This window comes from Nostoc sp. PCC 7524, from assembly GCF_000316645.1.
GTDB lineage: Bacteria > Cyanobacteriota > Cyanobacteriia > Cyanobacteriales > Nostocaceae > Trichormus.
In genome coordinates this window covers 2,256,307-2,272,148 of the sequence record NC_019684.1, presented here as the reverse complement: position 1 = coordinate 2,272,148, position 15,842 = coordinate 2,256,307, and the positions used below count along the sequence as shown (strand labels likewise).

The 15,842-nt window shown below is 43.1% G+C and carries 9 protein-coding genes; 4 read left to right on the top strand and 5 right to left on the bottom strand.

Features of this window, described 5'->3' with window-relative positions; genetic code table 11:
• Nucleotides 1-127: 127 nt before the first annotated feature.
• Nucleotides 128-1,879: a DUF1565 domain-containing protein gene (locus NOS7524_RS08950; RefSeq protein WP_015138159.1), complete on the top strand. Its 1,752-nt coding sequence runs from the start codon at nucleotides 128-130 to the stop codon at nucleotides 1,877-1,879.
• A 104-nt stretch (nucleotides 1,880-1,983) separates the two neighbouring features.
• Here the strand turns inward: NOS7524_RS08950 and NOS7524_RS08945 are convergent, their stop codons facing one another.
• On the bottom strand, nucleotides 1,984-3,147 hold the full coding sequence (locus NOS7524_RS08945) for a helix-turn-helix domain-containing protein (RefSeq protein WP_015138158.1): 1,164 nt from the start codon (nucleotides 3,145-3,147) through the stop codon (nucleotides 1,984-1,986).
• Nucleotides 3,148-3,831: 684 nt separating this feature from the next.
• Nucleotides 3,832-4,161 (bottom strand): hypothetical protein, encoded by a 330-nt coding sequence (locus NOS7524_RS08940; RefSeq protein ID WP_015138157.1) that lies wholly within the window; start codon nucleotides 4,159-4,161, stop codon nucleotides 3,832-3,834.
• 918 nt (nucleotides 4,162-5,079) lie between these two features.
• On the opposite strand from NOS7524_RS08940, the gene NOS7524_RS08935 reads away from it, so the two are divergent.
• From NOS7524_RS08935 to NOS7524_RS08925, 3 genes are all read left to right on the top strand, one after another.
• Entirely contained in the window at nucleotides 5,080-8,424 is a 3,345-nt protein-coding gene (locus NOS7524_RS08935; RefSeq protein ID WP_015138156.1) for a PAS domain S-box protein, read from the top strand.
• A gap of 144 nt (nucleotides 8,425-8,568) precedes the next feature.
• Nucleotides 8,569-8,832, top strand: a complete 264-nt coding sequence (locus NOS7524_RS08930) for an AbrB/MazE/SpoVT family DNA-binding domain-containing protein (RefSeq protein ID WP_015138155.1) — start codon at nucleotides 8,569-8,571, stop codon at nucleotides 8,830-8,832.
• 224 nt (nucleotides 8,833-9,056) lie between these two features.
• Entirely contained in the window at nucleotides 9,057-9,350 is a 294-nt protein-coding gene (locus NOS7524_RS08925; RefSeq protein ID WP_083882591.1) for a type II toxin-antitoxin system VapC family toxin, read from the top strand.
• A gap of 9 nt (nucleotides 9,351-9,359) precedes the next feature.
• Here NOS7524_RS08925 and NOS7524_RS08920 read toward each other — a convergent pair whose 3' ends face one another.
• The 3 genes from NOS7524_RS08920 to nifJ form a co-directional block, all read right to left on the bottom strand.
• Nucleotides 9,360-10,508 carry an ATP-dependent 6-phosphofructokinase gene (locus NOS7524_RS08920; RefSeq protein WP_015138154.1) on the bottom strand — a complete coding sequence of 383 codons (1,149 nt, stop codon included), beginning with the start codon at nucleotides 10,506-10,508 and terminating at the stop codon, nucleotides 9,360-9,362.
• Nucleotides 10,509-10,767: 259 nt separating this feature from the next.
• The gene (locus NOS7524_RS08915; RefSeq protein WP_015138153.1) at nucleotides 10,768-11,799 is read right to left on the bottom strand and encodes a dihydroorotate dehydrogenase-like protein; all 1,032 of its coding nucleotides are present in this window, start codon (nucleotides 11,797-11,799) and stop codon (nucleotides 10,768-10,770) included.
• Nucleotides 11,800-11,868: 69 nt separating this feature from the next.
• Nucleotides 11,869-15,537 (bottom strand): pyruvate:ferredoxin (flavodoxin) oxidoreductase, encoded by a 3,669-nt coding sequence (gene nifJ, locus NOS7524_RS08910; protein ID WP_015138152.1) that lies wholly within the window; start codon nucleotides 15,535-15,537, stop codon nucleotides 11,869-11,871.
• Nucleotides 15,538-15,842 lie beyond the last annotated feature (305 nt).

The window sequence follows — 15,842 nt, the reverse complement described above, 5'->3', positions numbered from 1 at the left end:
AACATCTCTACAACATTTTCTGGAATATCCTCTGTAAATTTGGTAGTCATTGTTGCAAATGTTAGCGATCGCTAGCAGTTTTCACCGTTAGCGTTAGTATGGCTATGTATATTTGGGCAGTATAAATATGACTCAAAATCTTTACGTAAATCCAGTTATAGGCAACGATACCAACCCCGGTAGCCAACAATCACCCTTCAAAACAATTACTCAAGCCCTGAAAGTATCCTCACCCAATACCATCATTCAACTAGCAGATGGCACTTACAATGCTGATAGCGGTGAAGTTTTTCCCCTGACGATTCCCTTTAGTGTCAAAGTGGTGGGTAACGAAGCTAGCAAAGGTAGCAGTATTTTAATTGTAGGCAGTGGTACTTACCTCAGCCGTACTTTTGCTCGGCAAAACGTTACTTTTGTAATGTTAGATAGCGCAGAACTCAGAGGCGTAACTGTAACAAATCCTGCTAGTCGTGGCAGTGGTGTCTGGGCAGAATCAACTACTCCCACAATTGCTAATTGCACCTTGATTAATTGTCAGCGTGAGGGTGTATTTGCTACAGGTGACGCTAACCCAGTGATTCTTGGTAATGTATTTACAGAGAATGCAGCTAATGGAATTGCGATCGCTAAAAATTCCCAAGGTCAAGTTCAAGGTAACATCTGTTTTAAAACAGGTTTTGGTATCGCCGTTAGCGACACAGCAGCACCCACACTTGTAGATAACAAAATTTACGAAAACCGTTCTGGGATAGTCATCTCTGGTAATTCTCGTCCTATTCTGCGTAAGAATCTTATAGAAAACAATACTGATGATGGTTTAACAATTATTGTTAATGCCCTACCAGATATTGGTAATACCAACAACCCAGGAAACAACATCCTACGCAATAACGGTAAATTTGATGTGCAGAATGTTAGTTCTAATAAGCTGGTGTCAGTAGGTAATCAAATCGATAAAACCAAAGTCTCAGGCAATGTAGAGTTTCTAGATAGTCAAATTTCGACACCAACACCAACACCGACACCAACACCTATACCGACACCGACACCGATAGCAACCCCAACCCCGATACCAACACCTATACCGACACCGACACCGATAGCAACCCCAACCCCGACACCAACACCAACACCTATACCGACACCGACACCGACACCGATAGCAACGCCAACGCCGATACCAACACCAACACCGACACCGATACCAACACCGATACCAACACCGATACCAACACCGATACCAACACCGATACCAGCACCGACACCAACGCCGATACCAACACCCACACCTAGCCCTCTAGAATTAAAGGATATTGCTAATCATTGGGCAGCACCGTTTATTAGAGAATTAGTCAAACAGGGAATAGTTAATGGTTTTCCAGACCAAACATTTAAACCTGATGCTACAATGACACGCGCACAATATGCCGCGTTATTAGTCAAAGCATTCAACCCACCACCCAATCGCGCAGTGATCAGATTTAAAGATGTACCTGACAAATTTTGGGCATTCAAAGTTATCTTACAGGCATATCAAGGTCTATTCCTTGCTGGTTATCCCGATGGAACTTTCAAACCTAATGATAATATTCAGCGTGTGCAAGTGATAGTTGCCTTAGTCAACGGACTAGGGTTGGGCTTGTCTACTAATGTTGCTAACACCATTAGAATTTTTGATGATTACGCCAAGATTCCTGACTATGGTAAAGGGCAAGTAGCGAAAGCCGTAGAAAAGAGGATTATCGTTAACTACCCGAACATCAAACTACTTAACCCTACCCGCGATGCTACACGCGCAGAGGTAATAGCAATAGTTTATCAAGCATTAGTCAATGCAGGACGTGTAACAGCAATTGACTTTCCCTACATCGTGAGGTAAGGGATTGGGGATTGGGGATTGGGGATTGGGGACTGGGGATTGGGGACTGGGAAAGAAAATTTCTCCCCTGCCCCTCTGCCCCCCCACTCTCCACTCCCTACTCCCTACTCCCTCAGTATCATGTGTTTTTTCGAGTCAAAACTAATTAACCCTTGTTGTTGTAATTTGCCCATCAGTCGTGTGATGGTGACTCTCGTAGTACCACAAGCACTAGCAATATCTTCATGAGTGAAGCGAACACGTAAGCGAATTCCTTCTGCTACTGGTTCACCAACTTCTTGTTTCAAGAGTTGCAATAGATTATGCAGGCGTTCTTCCACTCTTCGTCTACCAAAAATTACTAACAAAGATTCAGTTTGCTTTAACCTCTGATTGATTTTTGGTAATAGAATATGGCTCAGGATGGGAGTTACTGCTATTTCACTGGCATTAATTGATACGAGTTCTACATCTGAGAGGGCTGTAGCTTGGTAAATAGGTAGAGATGTCATACCAGAGCCAAACACCATTTTGGATGTTACTAACCCTATCAGAACTTCTTCCCCTGTCTCAGAAAAGGTACTGAGTTTGACTAACCCTTGGCGAACATACCAAATTACTAAGGGGTGTAGAGGAATGTTTTCACCTTTAGCATATATAGAAATGGGGCGCTCTTGACTGAGGAATTCATCATTATTGACTAATCCTAAGTCTTGTTGCTGGTGTTGATTGATATGACGCAGTAACCAACGTAAAGAGGTTGTCTTACCATGTTGATTACGAACTACAGCCACCTTCAAAGCTGCATCAAATGATTCACCATGATGTTGCTGTAGATGTAACACTAACTCTCTCACCCTGTCAGACTCAAATAATTGGTTGAGTTCACCCCTAAAGCCTTCTCTTTCTTCAATGCGGATAAAGTTCAGCATCGATTTGCCTACTAAGTCATGCTTGGGAGCATTGAGCAACTTAGCTGCGGCAAGGTTAGCTTCTAGAATCATCCCTTCTAAATCAGTTACCAAATAGCCATCTGGTGCCAACTCAAATAATTCATAGTAATGTAGGCGTTCCGCTTCTAACAGATTCCTAGTTTGTAAAAGTTCCTCATTTTGTTGATACAGTTCTTCTGCTGCTAACTGCACCATTTTGGAATTGCTATAGAGTTCTTTAAACGCTTGGGGTAACAAATCCGGTGGAATCCAAGGTAACACACTGGCAGTTTGATATAAATCTGCTAGCTGTTTGTGTAATGCTTCTGCTCGTTGGATAAATTGTTCTATGTTCACTTTAGATTCTCACGACTTGCTGGCAGAGGTTAGGCAAAAAACCAACTCCATCAATCTGGAAAGGAACTGCAACGAGTCTGAAGTTGTCGATTGAGAAACTTGGAGTAAACTGCAATTACTGCACCAATGTTGGCTCAAAATATCCATTATTATTGTGGCTTGGCATAAACATAATTGACGGTTTTTTTAACGCAAAAATCTATAATAAGGCTTATTGCTTGACATTGCTTCTATCTTTGGTAGTAAAATCCTGAAATTTGAGCGATAAAGGCAGCTAAAAGACATTGGTCTAGTAAAAGGTGCCAATTTTAGTCCATAATGATGGATTAGTCGATTTCTTATTGATCTGCTGATAAGTCTCACGATATTTCACCAGCATAACTACCAGTAAATAGCCACACTTCCACCACTGGCATCAAGTTACTATTACTTTATATATAGACTTTATTTTAAGCTGTTAGGTGTTTACAGACACAAACATTTGTTACTGAATATTAAGACTCCTATTTGATTTTGGCAAACACTCAGTACATAACAAAGAGCATTCTTTCTATTGCAAGAGTGCCTATTGTTTCATGAAAAAAACTCAATATTACACCTGAGAAACTCTAAACAATGACTCTGATATTCGCAATGCTGATGTTTAGAGTTATCTCATCTCTATATGGCTTCGCAACTATTTACTTAATCTTCTGTTGATGCTGGCTGAATTTCACAAACCAGTTCGTATACAGTTGTCTGTGGTGGTTGAGCAAATAACGGCATCATCTGTTGTAAGATATGTTGGTAAGCCTCACTGTGATTAGCTGTCATATCTTCTACATTTTCCCAAAAAATGACAGAGATACCTTTATCTGTACCTGGTTCTTGCAATAAGTATGCTCCCTTGAATCCTTCCTTATAGGTTAATACAGCTTCCTCATAAAGTTTTTTGGCAGTTTCAAATTTACCTGGCTTGAATTCTCCAATCACAACATGAGCAAACTGATGTCTGAGAAAATCTTGAAAATCCATATAAAATTTTACTCCGTGTCTGTGTGTCTATCATCATTGCTGGCAGATGAAATCTTGACTAATAAGTCTAGTGGCAAACACTTTAATTAAGATAGAATTCAGGTGTATTTGCTGTATATACAATACGACAAACGGCAACAAATATGATACGTAACTGCTAAAAAAATAATCAAAAATTAAGATTATTACTTGTAGAGAATTATCAGGACTGACGCAGGTGCAACACTCAACCTATCTTGTAGGGTGCGTCAGATGCCAAAGTTTTTTGAAAATAGCGAAAAACTCAAATCTGACGCACCTTATGAATGTGCCAGTTGCGTAAGTCCTAAATTCTAACTAAGGTTTATTCACAAGCAAAATTACAATACATCATCAATATATTCTATATATATCATTGATCAAGATTACATAGCTTGGGGAATAACAAGCATAGTTTGTAACAATTGCAACTCTAAATATAACAATATGTAAAAGTAATAAACCGTTGGAATGTTGTGGCTGTAATGTTAAGCGATGTTAGTGTCAGTTAGTTGACAGAATTTAAACAGACATCGGTGATTGAGGCGATCGCTAGATTCATAAAAATTAATTACCATAAATTTCCACCCGACTAGATCCGTAAAGGCATTAAATACGATAATCTCTTTAAAGAAGGAGTTTATCTATTTCTCAATTACCAATAGAATAATTGGCAATAGCCCTTAAACAGCATTACCATCCCACACTTTATATCAGTTGTACTTATCAACTCGGCTGACTGCCTAGTCAAAAGTTAAATCTCCTAAGTTTATTAATGGGCATAAATAGCTGTCTCCTGCCCCCTGACTCCTGAAAACTTGATTAGCTTAACCACAAGCTTAATCAAGAACAATTGTCTCACTGGCTCTTTCGCTCACTCGTGATGCTGCCAATAGGATAATGAAAACTGACGAATTAACTATGCCATTCAACGAGCGGCTCATCGACTTACCCAATCCATATCATGTCATCAATCGTTATCCGTTGACGATTGACTCTGATAGCTATGTAGCCGATGCCATTAGCTTAATGAATCAAAAAAGCACTAAAAATTGGCCTTTGACGCAGTTAAACTCGCGCCATTGGCATTTACAAAACACAAGTTGTATTTTAGTTGTAGACTCAGGGCAACTCTTAGGCATCTTCACAAAGCAGGATATAGTCAGACTGGCTGCATCAGGCATCAATTTCTCGGAAGTGAAAATGGCTCAAGTCATGACGCAGCCAGTGATCACGATGAAATTGTCCCAGTTTCAGAACCTCTTCACAGCCTTATCATTATTGCAACAGCATCAGATTGGGCATTTACCAATTGTGAACGATGAGGGGGAACTGCTAGGACTTGTCACTACCACCAGTTTGTTGCAAGGATTTAACCAGTTACAAATAGTCAGCATTGGTGAAGCTTTGCAAAAACCGCAAGATGAACTAAAGCAGCAAATCAAGATGGCGTTACACTGCCCAACTCACAGGCATTTTCAACTGGTAGAGGCTACACCAGAATTGGAATTATCCTATGAGTGTTTGCAACAAGAAATCATCGAGCGCCAAAAAGTTGAAGCAGCATTATTAGAAAGTGAGGCAAAATTTCGCCAATTTGCAGAAAACCATCAAGCCGTTATTTGGATAGAAAGCACTAGCTCTAGACAGTTATTGTATGTTAACCCAGCTTACGAAAAAGTTTGGGGACGCTCTTGTGAGAGTTTACGCAGCCATCCTGAGTCTTGGATGGAAGCTGTACACCCAGAAGATCGCGATCGCATTCAGGCAGAAGTAAAAAAATATATTCTTGGAGAGCCTACAGAGATAGAATACCGAATTGTGCGCCCTGATGGCTCAGTGCGTTGGATTTGGGATCGTTGTTTTCCCATGAGTAGCGAGGCAGGAAAAATTTACTGCTATGCTGGCATGGCTGAAGATATCACTGCGCGCAAGCAAGCGGAAGAATCACTGCGTCAAAGCGAGGAAAGATTGAGTTTAGCTCTGACAGCGGCCCGTATGGGGTTATTCGACTGGAATCTTGTGAGTAACGCTGCTATTTGGTCTGCTAACATGGGGCCACTGTATGGCTTACCCTGTGGGACTCCGTGTCCGAGCCTGGAAGAGTTTATTAATTTAGTACATTCAGAAGACAGACAACTTTTCATTCAAGCTGTTCAGCAAAGTATCGAGCAGAAGCAAGAATTTGCTATTGAATATCGAGTTGTCTGGCCTGATGGTAGCATCCACTGGTTAAGCAGCAAAGCCGTAACTTACTGTGACAAACTCGGTAAGCCGATCAGAATGGTAGGCACAACCAGAGACATCAATGATCGCAAACAAGCAGAAATTGCCCTACGAGACAGTGAAGAACGTTATCGTTCCGTAGTCACAGCCCTACAAGAGGGTGTAGTGCTAAATGATCGGCAGGGGAAAATCATCGCTTGTAATGCCAGTGCAGAGAAGATTTTAGGACTATCTCAACACCAGATTTTGGGGCGTGTATGTGGTGATGGTTCGTGGCATACCATTTATGAAGACGGTTCCCCCTTCCCTGAAGAAGAACATCCCGCAGTGGTGACATTACATACAGGCAAACCCTGCACAAATGTAGTCATGGGGGTTCACAAGCCCAACGGACAAATCAGTTGGATTGCAATTAATTCCCAACCCCTAGTGCGGGAAAATGAAACCAGTCCTTATGCAGTCGTTACTTCCTTTTCCGACATCAGCGATCGCAAACAAGCTGAACAAAAAATTCGTGAGCAAGCTGCCCTACTAGATATTGCTACTGATGCTATTTTTGTCAAAGACTTAAAAAACCAGATTTTATTCTGGAATCAAGGTGCAGAGCGACTGTATGGTTGGTCAGCCCAGGAGGTAATAAGTAAAAATACCCAAGAGTTATTGAGTCATAAGTTACAAGTAGCTCCAGTTGATGCAGAGGCTCTCAAAATTGTGCTGCAAACTGGGATGTGGCATGGGGAACTAGAAAAAGTAACTAAATGCGGCAAAGACATTATCGTGGAAAGCCGTTGGACATTGATGCGCGACGCAGCCGGTCAACCTAAATCGATTTTGATTGTAGACACCGACATCACTCAGAAAAAACAACTCGAAGAGCAGTTTTTTCGCGCTCAACGCTTAGAAAGCTTAGGCACACTAGCTGGCGGTATTGCCCACGACCTCAATAATATCTTGACACCGATTATGGTATCATCTCAACTCCTCAAAACTAGAATTCAGGAGAATCCAGAGCGATCGCAACAACTTATAGAGATTGTAGAAAACAACGCTAAACGCGGAGCCGCCTTAGTCAAGCAAGTATTATCCTTTGCGCGGGGATTCAAAGGAGAACGCACCATAGTGCAACTCAAACACCTGATTGCTGACATTATCTTAATTGGTAAACAGACCTTTCCTAAATCCATTGAATTTACTACCCACTTATCATCAGACTTATGGGCTGTCTCTGGTGATATTACACAGTTACATCAAGTCCTGATGAACTTGGTAGTTAATGCCCGTGATGCCATGCCTGACGGCGGTAACATCACCATCACAGCGAAAAATGTTTTTATTGATGAAGCCTATGCCAGCATGAATCTCAATGCCAAAGTCGGGCATTACATTCAGGTGAAAGTCCTAGATACAGGTGTGGGGATGCCACCCAAAATATTAGATAAAATTTTTGAGCCATTTTTCACGACAAAAGCCGTAGGTACAGGTACAGGATTAGGGTTGGCAACTGTATTGGGAATCACCAAAAGCCACGGTGGTTTTATCACTGTCTCCAGCAAAGTTGGTCAAGGTAGCCAATTCAAGCTATTCTTGCCAGCAGTACAAGCAACGCCAGATTTAAATACAGAGGAATTAGAAATACCTCAAGGTAATGGAGAACAGATTTTAGTTGTGGATGATGAACCACAAATTTGTGAAATTGTCAAGATGATTCTAGAAAATCACAACTACAAAATTCTCACAGCCTGTAATGGGATTGAAGCGATCGCACTTTATGCCCAACAAAAGCATCAAATCAGCGCCGTCCTCATGGATATGATGATGCCAGAAATGGATGGAGCCACCGCCATCCGCACCATGCAAATAATGAAGTCCAACGTGCAGATTATTGCTTCTAGCGGACTCAGTTCAACCGAAGGCTTAACAACAGCATCTGAGATGGGCGTACAGCAAGTTCTGCCTAAACCTTTTACTGCCAAGGAGTTATTACATAGTTTGCACAATGTATTCCACGGGGGGAAATAGGGAGCAGGGGATTGGGGATGGGGTAAAAATTTCTACACCAGTAAATATAGCTACACCTCCCGTAAAGTATACGAAAATCAAAGCAAATGACTATAAAAGCTAAAATAATTGCAAAATCAATATTTTTTCTAGTTGGTTATAGAGATGGAAATTACCAAATTGTCTAATGAAGGACAAGTAATTATTCCTGAAGAACTACGCAAAGCTCACGGTTGGGAAGTTGGACAGGAACTAATACTCATTGCAATCGGTGATGGGATTCTTTTAAAACCCAAAAAACCTTTTCCTGAAACCACTTTGGATGATGTTGCGGGTTGTTTGAAATATCAAGGGATTCCCAAAACTCTTGAAGATATGGATGACGCTATTTGCCAAGGAGTCAAGGAGTCTTGGTATGATCGCAGTTGATACGAACATTATTGTACGGCTGTTGACTCAAGACGATGAAGTACAGTACCAGAAAAGTCTAGAAATTTTGCATAATCAACGCGATGTGCAAACTTATTTTTGAAACCCCTCTCCAAACCTCTCCCCTGCAAGGAGAGAGGCTTTTATTCTTGCTCCCCTTCCCTTGTAGGGAAGGGGTTGGGGGTTAGGTTTGAGAGAAAGTTGCACATGGCGTTAATCATCAAATTTTCATACCAGATACAGTCATTCTGGAAACGGAATGGGTACTCAGGTTTGCCTATAAATTTACACCAGAACAAATATGTGTAGCATTGCAGAAACTTTTTGGTTTAGTAAATGTTCACTTGAGCGATGCCAATTTAATTGCTCAAATATTGCAATGGTATGAGGCAGGTTTAGACTTCGCAGATGCGTTTCATCTCGCCCAAGCTCAGAATTACACGCATCTTTACACTTTTGATGAGAAATTTGTCAAACGAGCCAAAGGACTAACAAACTGCGAAGTCAAAGTACCATAATTCCAGTTTTCAAGTTTTCTCACCTATATAAATACCCAAGGAACGCGCACATTGGACTAAATAGCCATGAGGATCTACGTGTAAGGGACTCAGAGCTACAGCCTCTTGAATGGGAACAGAGACAACTTGCCCATTTTGCCAAGCTAACATTTGACCATACTTGCCTTGAGCAACTAAATCAACGGCTACTTTACCAAAAACTGTTGCTGTGAGGCGATCTAAAGCTGATGGTATACCACCACGCTGAATATGCCCTAAAACCGAAACCCTCGTATCAATCATATCGCCACTGCATAGGGCAATTTGTTCGGCAATATATTGACCTTTGCCGCATTTGAGGGCGGGGGGAGTGGGGGATGGGGGGGATGAGGGGGATGGGGGAGATGGGGGAGATGGGGGAGATGGGGGAGATGGGGGAGATGAGGTCGCTTCTCGCAAATTGCAGATATCTTCCATGCACAACTTTGCACCTTCGGCAACAACAACGATCGCAAATTTACGCCGCCAGCGATCGCGCAGTTCGGCTATATGTTGACATAATCCTTTAATTGTGTATGCTAGTTCTGGAATTAAAATCACATCTGCACCCCCAGCTATACCAGCGTGGAGTGCTAAATGACCGGCGGTGCGTCCCATAACTTCTATAATCATCACGCGATCGTGACTAGCGGCTGTAAAGGTGAGACGATTGATCGCATCAACAATCGTATTCACAGCCGTATCAAAACCAACTGCTCGTTCTGTGAGGGCGACATCATTATCGATGGTTTTGGGAATAGCAACTAAATTCCAATTACCCTTTTGAGCCAGTTCATTGATAATGCCCAAACTCCCATCGCCACCAATCGCAATCAACGCATCCAAATTTAGTGCCTCATAACTGGCGAGCATCTCATCTACACGATTTAAGGTATCTCCTTTATTAATCGTCCCTAAAATCGTCCCACCCATATTGAGCAAGGGATCAATACCGCGCAAATCCCAGCCGTGGAGATTGAGAGCGATCGTTTGACGCTCCAGTAAACCTTGGGTGGCGTAGGGAATACCTAAAACTTCCCAATCATAAGTAAGTGTTGCATGGCTAACAACAGCTCGAATCACACAATTGAGTCCGGGACAGTCGCCGCCACTGGTGAGAATGCCAATTCTTTTACGCATATAAATGAGGGAGTGGGGAGTGGGGAGTGGGGAGTGGGGGAGGTGGGGGAGGCAGGGGAGGCAGGGGGAGCAGGGGGAGAACAATCTCATTCCCTCTATGCCTAGAACACCAATTCAGTATTCCTAGAAGAACCCCTCCCCCAGCCCCTCCCCTGCAAGGAGAGGGGAGTTTTGCTCCCCCTTCCCTACTAGGGAAGGGGGTTGGGGGGTTAGGTTTTCCATTACTGAATCGATGCTCTAGTCCCCAGTCCCCAGTCCCTCATCCGTGATAATGAGATGGTTCGTAAATCCTGCCCCATTCGGCTTTGTAAGTTTGCAATGCTCGCATATATTGAGCGCGTTCAAAGGCGCTGGGGTTAGGACAGTTTTTCTGGCTCATGCTGCCTTGCAACTGTTGTAAGGATTCGTACTCGTGCTTTTCCATCCATTGGCACATTTCCTGTTCTATACATCGCAAATGATTAATGCCATGTCGTAATAACACGGAACATAGCATGGTGATGTTTGCGCCAGCCATCAGCATTTTTAAAACATCATGGGCGTTATGAATGCCACTGGTAGCGGCTAAGTCAGCATTGATGCGATCGTAAAGGATGGCAATCCAGCGCAAAGGTAAACGTAGGGCTTGGGGTGTACTTAATAGTACATGGGGTTCTACCTCTAGAGTTTCTATGTTAATATCTGGCTGATAAAAGCGGTTAAACAGCACTAAAGCATCAGCGCCAGCATCATCTAAACGCTTCGCCATGTTTGCCATATTAGTAAAATAAGGACTAAGCTTCACTGATACGGGAATTGCTACGGCGGCTTTGACTACCTTGAACATATTGATATAGTTCTGTTCTATCTGCTCGCTCGTGATTTCTAGGTTGGTTTGCACAGAGTAAATGTTTAATTCCAGCCCTGATGCTCCTGCCTGCTCAATCATTCTGGCGTAGTCAGTCCAGCCATCTAATGACACACCGTTGAGGCTGGCAATGATGGGAATTTTGACTTTTTGTTTGGCTTTGTAAATTAAATCCAGGTATTCGTCGGGGCCAAGACGAAAGTTTTCCGGTTCGGGAAAATAGGTTAAAGACTCAGGAAAACTTTCTGTACCATAGGTCAGATGATGATGCAGTTCATGACTTTCCATAGTCAACTGTTCTTCAAACAGTGAAGGAAGTACAATCGCTCCTGCACCTGCGTCTTCCATCCAGACAATATTATCAATGTCTGCCGATAGGGGAGATGCTGACGGCACAAGTGGCGATCGCAATTTCATCCCCATATATGTAGTTGTTAAGTCCATTTATATCTTATCCTTTATGTAAAAATACTTAAAAATGGGCAAAATTAAGGGTTGTAGGTATAACAACCCTTATACTCCTACACCCTGTGAATTTGATACATCTTTACCGTTTGATGTATTGTGAGTACCATTTGTTACTGTTCGTGCTGCCAAGTATTGGTACATCCGCCACCGGGCGTTTACATCATGTTGGGCTTCTTGAAGTAACTGCTTCGCTGTCTCTGGGTTAATTTTGGTTAACATCTTGAAGCGGTTTTCTAGATACATCGATTCCTCAATCGGGAGTTTCGGTGTACGGGAGTCTAGTTGTAGAGGATTTTTACCTTGCTTCACTAAGTCGGGGTGATAGCGATACAGTAACCATCTACCAGAATCAACGGCGGCTTTTTGATTCTGCATGGCTGTACTGATATTGATACCGTGAGCTATGCAATGACTGTAGGCAATAATTAGAGAAGGCCCATCATAGGCTTCAGCTTCTAAAAATGCTTTTAGGGTATGTTCATCTCGTGCGCCCATCGCTACACTCGCCACGTAAACATTACCGTAGGTCATGGCTATTAAACCCAAGTCTTTTTTCACCGCAGGTTTACCGCCAGCCGCAAATTTAGCGACAGCCCCCTTGGGTGTAGATTTGGACATTTGTCCGCCAGTATTAGAATATACCTCAGTGTCGAGAACGAGAATATTCACGTTGCGACCACTGGCCATGACGTGATCTAATCCCCCAAAACCGATATCATAAGCCCAACCGTCACCACCGATAATCCACACACTCTTTTTCACTAAGTAATCGGCAAGACTTAAAAGTTGTTGTGCTTTGGGGTTATCGCTAACAATTGTGGCTAACCGTTGTTTAAGAATTTTAACGCGATCGCGTTGTTCCCAAATATCTGCCTCTCTTTGAGACACTTCGTGAACATCTTTTTGGTGACAATTGAGGATATCTTCAACTAATTCTGTACCAACCTCCGTAGCCAACTGTTGCAGTAATTCCACTGCAAATTCCGTTTGTTTATCTATAGAGATACGGAAACCCAAGCCAAATTCGGCGTTATCTTCAAATAAACTATTAGACCAAGCCGGGCCTCGTCCTTCAGCGTTGAATGTCCAGGGGGTGGTGGGTAAATTGCCGCCGTAGATGGAAGAACAACCGGTGGCGTTAGCAACAATCATGCGATCGCCGAACAATTGTGTGGCTAACTTAATATAGGGTGTCTCACCACAACCCGCACAAGCCCCAGAGAATTCAAACAACGGTTCTTGCATCTGTTGCTGATTAATATGATTCAGCTTCAAATCCCGTCTGTCAGGGTTAGGCAGACTCAAGAAGAAATCCCAATTTTCCCGCTCTGCATCCCGCAGTGGTAATTGTGGTTCCATATTAATAGCTTTCTTCCGTGGTTCTGCCTTATTCTTCGCCGGGCAGACATCCACACAAATACCGCAACCAGTACAATCTTCGGCTGCTACTTGGATAGTGAATTTCAAATCATGCCAATCATGATCTTTCGCATTGGCACTCTTAAAGGTGGGTGGGGCATTTTCTAATTGTTCTGGTTCATAAACCTTACTGCGGATCACACTGTGGGGGCAAACCATCACACACTTACCGCATTGAATGCAGACATTAGTATCCCAAACCGGAATTTCTTGGGCAATATTGCGTTTTTCCCATTTCGCCGTACCTGTAGGATATGTCCCATCAACAGGTAAAGCACTCACAGGTAACTCATCCCCTGCACGAGCAATCATTTTACCCAGCACATCACGGACAAAAGATGGAGCTGTTTCGGGGACTGGGGATTGGGGACTGGGGACTGGGGATTGGGAAGATTCAGGCTGAATTTCTAGTTCATAGAGGTTTTCCAAGGTAGAATCAACCGCCTGGATATTCATCTGGACGATTTGCTCGCCTTTTTTACCGTATGTCTTGCGGATTGATTTCTTAATTTCCTCAATGGCTTCTGCTCTGGGCAATACACCAGACAGGGCAAAGAAACAGACTTGCATGACTGTGTTAATTCTGTTGCCCATCCCTGCGTCATGGGCTACTTTGTAGGCGTTAATCCCATAAACTTTGAGTTGTTTCTCTTGAATTTGAGCTTTGATAGCATCCGGTAGCTGTTGCCAAACTTCTTCTTTGTCGTAGGGAGCATTTAATAACAAAGTGCCGCCCGGTACAATGTCCCGCAGGATGGGGAATTTTTCTAGAAATTCCCATTGATGACAAGCGACAAAGTTAGCTTTGGTGATTAAATATGTCGAACGGATGGGTTGGGAACCAAAGCGGAGGTGTGAAACGGTGACAGAACCAGATTTTTTCGAGTCGTAAACAAAGTAGCCTTGGGCATAATTGCTAGTTTCTTCCCCAATAATCTTAATGGAGTTTTTATTCGCGCCCACCGTCCCATCAGAACCTAAGCCGTAGAAGATGGCTCTAACTATATTGTCCGGTTCAATGCTGAAATTAGGGTCATAATCTAAGCTACTGTAGGTGACATCATCATTAATGCCGATGGTGAAATGATTTTTCGGTGTAGCTTGGGCTAAGTTATCAAAAATACCCTTCACCATTGCTGGTGTAAATTCTTTTGATGATAAGCCATAACGACCACCAACAACTTTGGGGACTGGGGATTGGGGAGTGGGGAGTAGTGGGGAATTATTTCTAGTTACCCATGCTTCATGCAACGCTGTGACTACATCTAAATACAACGGTTCACCCGATGCGCCTGGTTCTTTGGTACGGTCTAAAACGGCGATGCTGCGAATTGTGGCTGGTAAAGCGGCGAGGAATCTTTGGTTATCAAAGGGGCGATATAAGCGCACTTTTAATACACCGACCTTTTCCCCTTGTGCATTGAGATAGTCTACGGTTTCATGGACTGTCTCACAACCAGAACTCATGAGGACTATGACGCGTTCGGCTGCGGGGTTGCCGTGATATTCAAATAGTTGATATTGTCTTCCAGTCAGTTGAGCGAATTCGTCCATCACTTTTTGGGTGATGTCTGGACAAGCTAAATAATAGGGATTAACGGTTTCTCTAGCTTGAAAATAGACATCAGGGTTTTGGGCTGTGCCACGTAACACGGGCTTATCTGGGGTGAGAGCGCGTGAACGATGGGCAATGACTAATTCTTGAGGGATGAATGCTTGTAAGTCTGAGTCTGTTAATAGTTCAACTTTATTAACTTCATGGGAAGTACGGAAACCGTCAAAAAAGTGTAAGAAAGGTATCCGTGATTCTAAGGTTGCTTTTGTAGAAATTAACGCAAAATCTAGGGCTTCTTGGACAGAAGCTGCACATAACATAGCAAAACCAGTACCACGGCAAGCCATAACATCACTATGGTCGCCGAAAATCGAGAGGGCTTGAGCCGCTAGCGATCGCGCCGCAATATGAAATACTGTAGGTGTAAGTTCGCCGGCAATCTTATACATATTTGGGATCATCAGCAATAATCCCTGAGATGCCGTAAATGTCGTCGTCAGTGAGCCAGTTTGCAAAGCACCGTGTACTGCACCAGCAACCCCGCCCTCGCTTTGCATCTGTACTACTGTTGGTATACTCCCCCAAATATTAGGTTTGCCTTCGCTAGCCCAAGCATCTGACCATTCTGCCATCGGAGAAGACGGCGTAATCGGATAAATGGCGATAACTTCATTCAGTCGATAAACAACTTGGGCAACCGCCTCATTGCCGTCTATAGTTGCAAAGTTTCTCTTGTTCATCTTCTTGGCCTTTGAGAGTTGCTGAAATCTGCCTATGGCTACAAACTCGTTGAGATCAGCTTTGGTAAATCAATGAATTATGACGGTCTGTGCCGCTTGTGAATGTGAATCAAATCACATGAGTCTCTAACTAGAAGTTAAAAGGAAAACTTGAGGAAGTTGTGAAGATTGGGGATTGGGGACTGGGGACTGGGGACTAGGGACTAGGGACTAGGGACTAGGCATAGGGTATGAGATTGTTCTCCCCTGCCTCCCCTGCCTCCCCTGCCTCCCCTGCTCCCCCATCTCCCCCATCTCCCTAATAA

Bases quoted from the DNA above. Each gene is read 5' to 3' on its own strand.
- NOS7524_RS08935 (WP_015138156.1), top strand. From the start codon at position 5,080: ATGAAAACTGACGAATTAACTATGCCATTCAACGAGCGGCTCATCGAC.
- NOS7524_RS08915 (WP_015138153.1), bottom strand. From the start codon at position 11,799: ATGGACTTAACAACTACATATATGGGGATGAAATTGCGATCGCCACTT.
- NOS7524_RS08950 (WP_015138159.1), top strand. From the start codon at position 128: ATGACTCAAAATCTTTACGTAAATCCAGTTATAGGCAACGATACCAAC.
- nifJ (WP_015138152.1), bottom strand. From the start codon at position 15,537: ATGAACAAGAGAAACTTTGCAACTATAGACGGCAATGAGGCGGTTGCC.
- NOS7524_RS08930 (WP_015138155.1), top strand. From the start codon at position 8,569: ATGGAAATTACCAAATTGTCTAATGAAGGACAAGTAATTATTCCTGAA.
- NOS7524_RS08920 (WP_015138154.1), bottom strand. From the start codon at position 10,508: ATGCGTAAAAGAATTGGCATTCTCACCAGTGGCGGCGACTGTCCCGGA.
- NOS7524_RS08940 (WP_015138157.1), bottom strand. From the start codon at position 4,161: ATGGATTTTCAAGATTTTCTCAGACATCAGTTTGCTCATGTTGTGATT.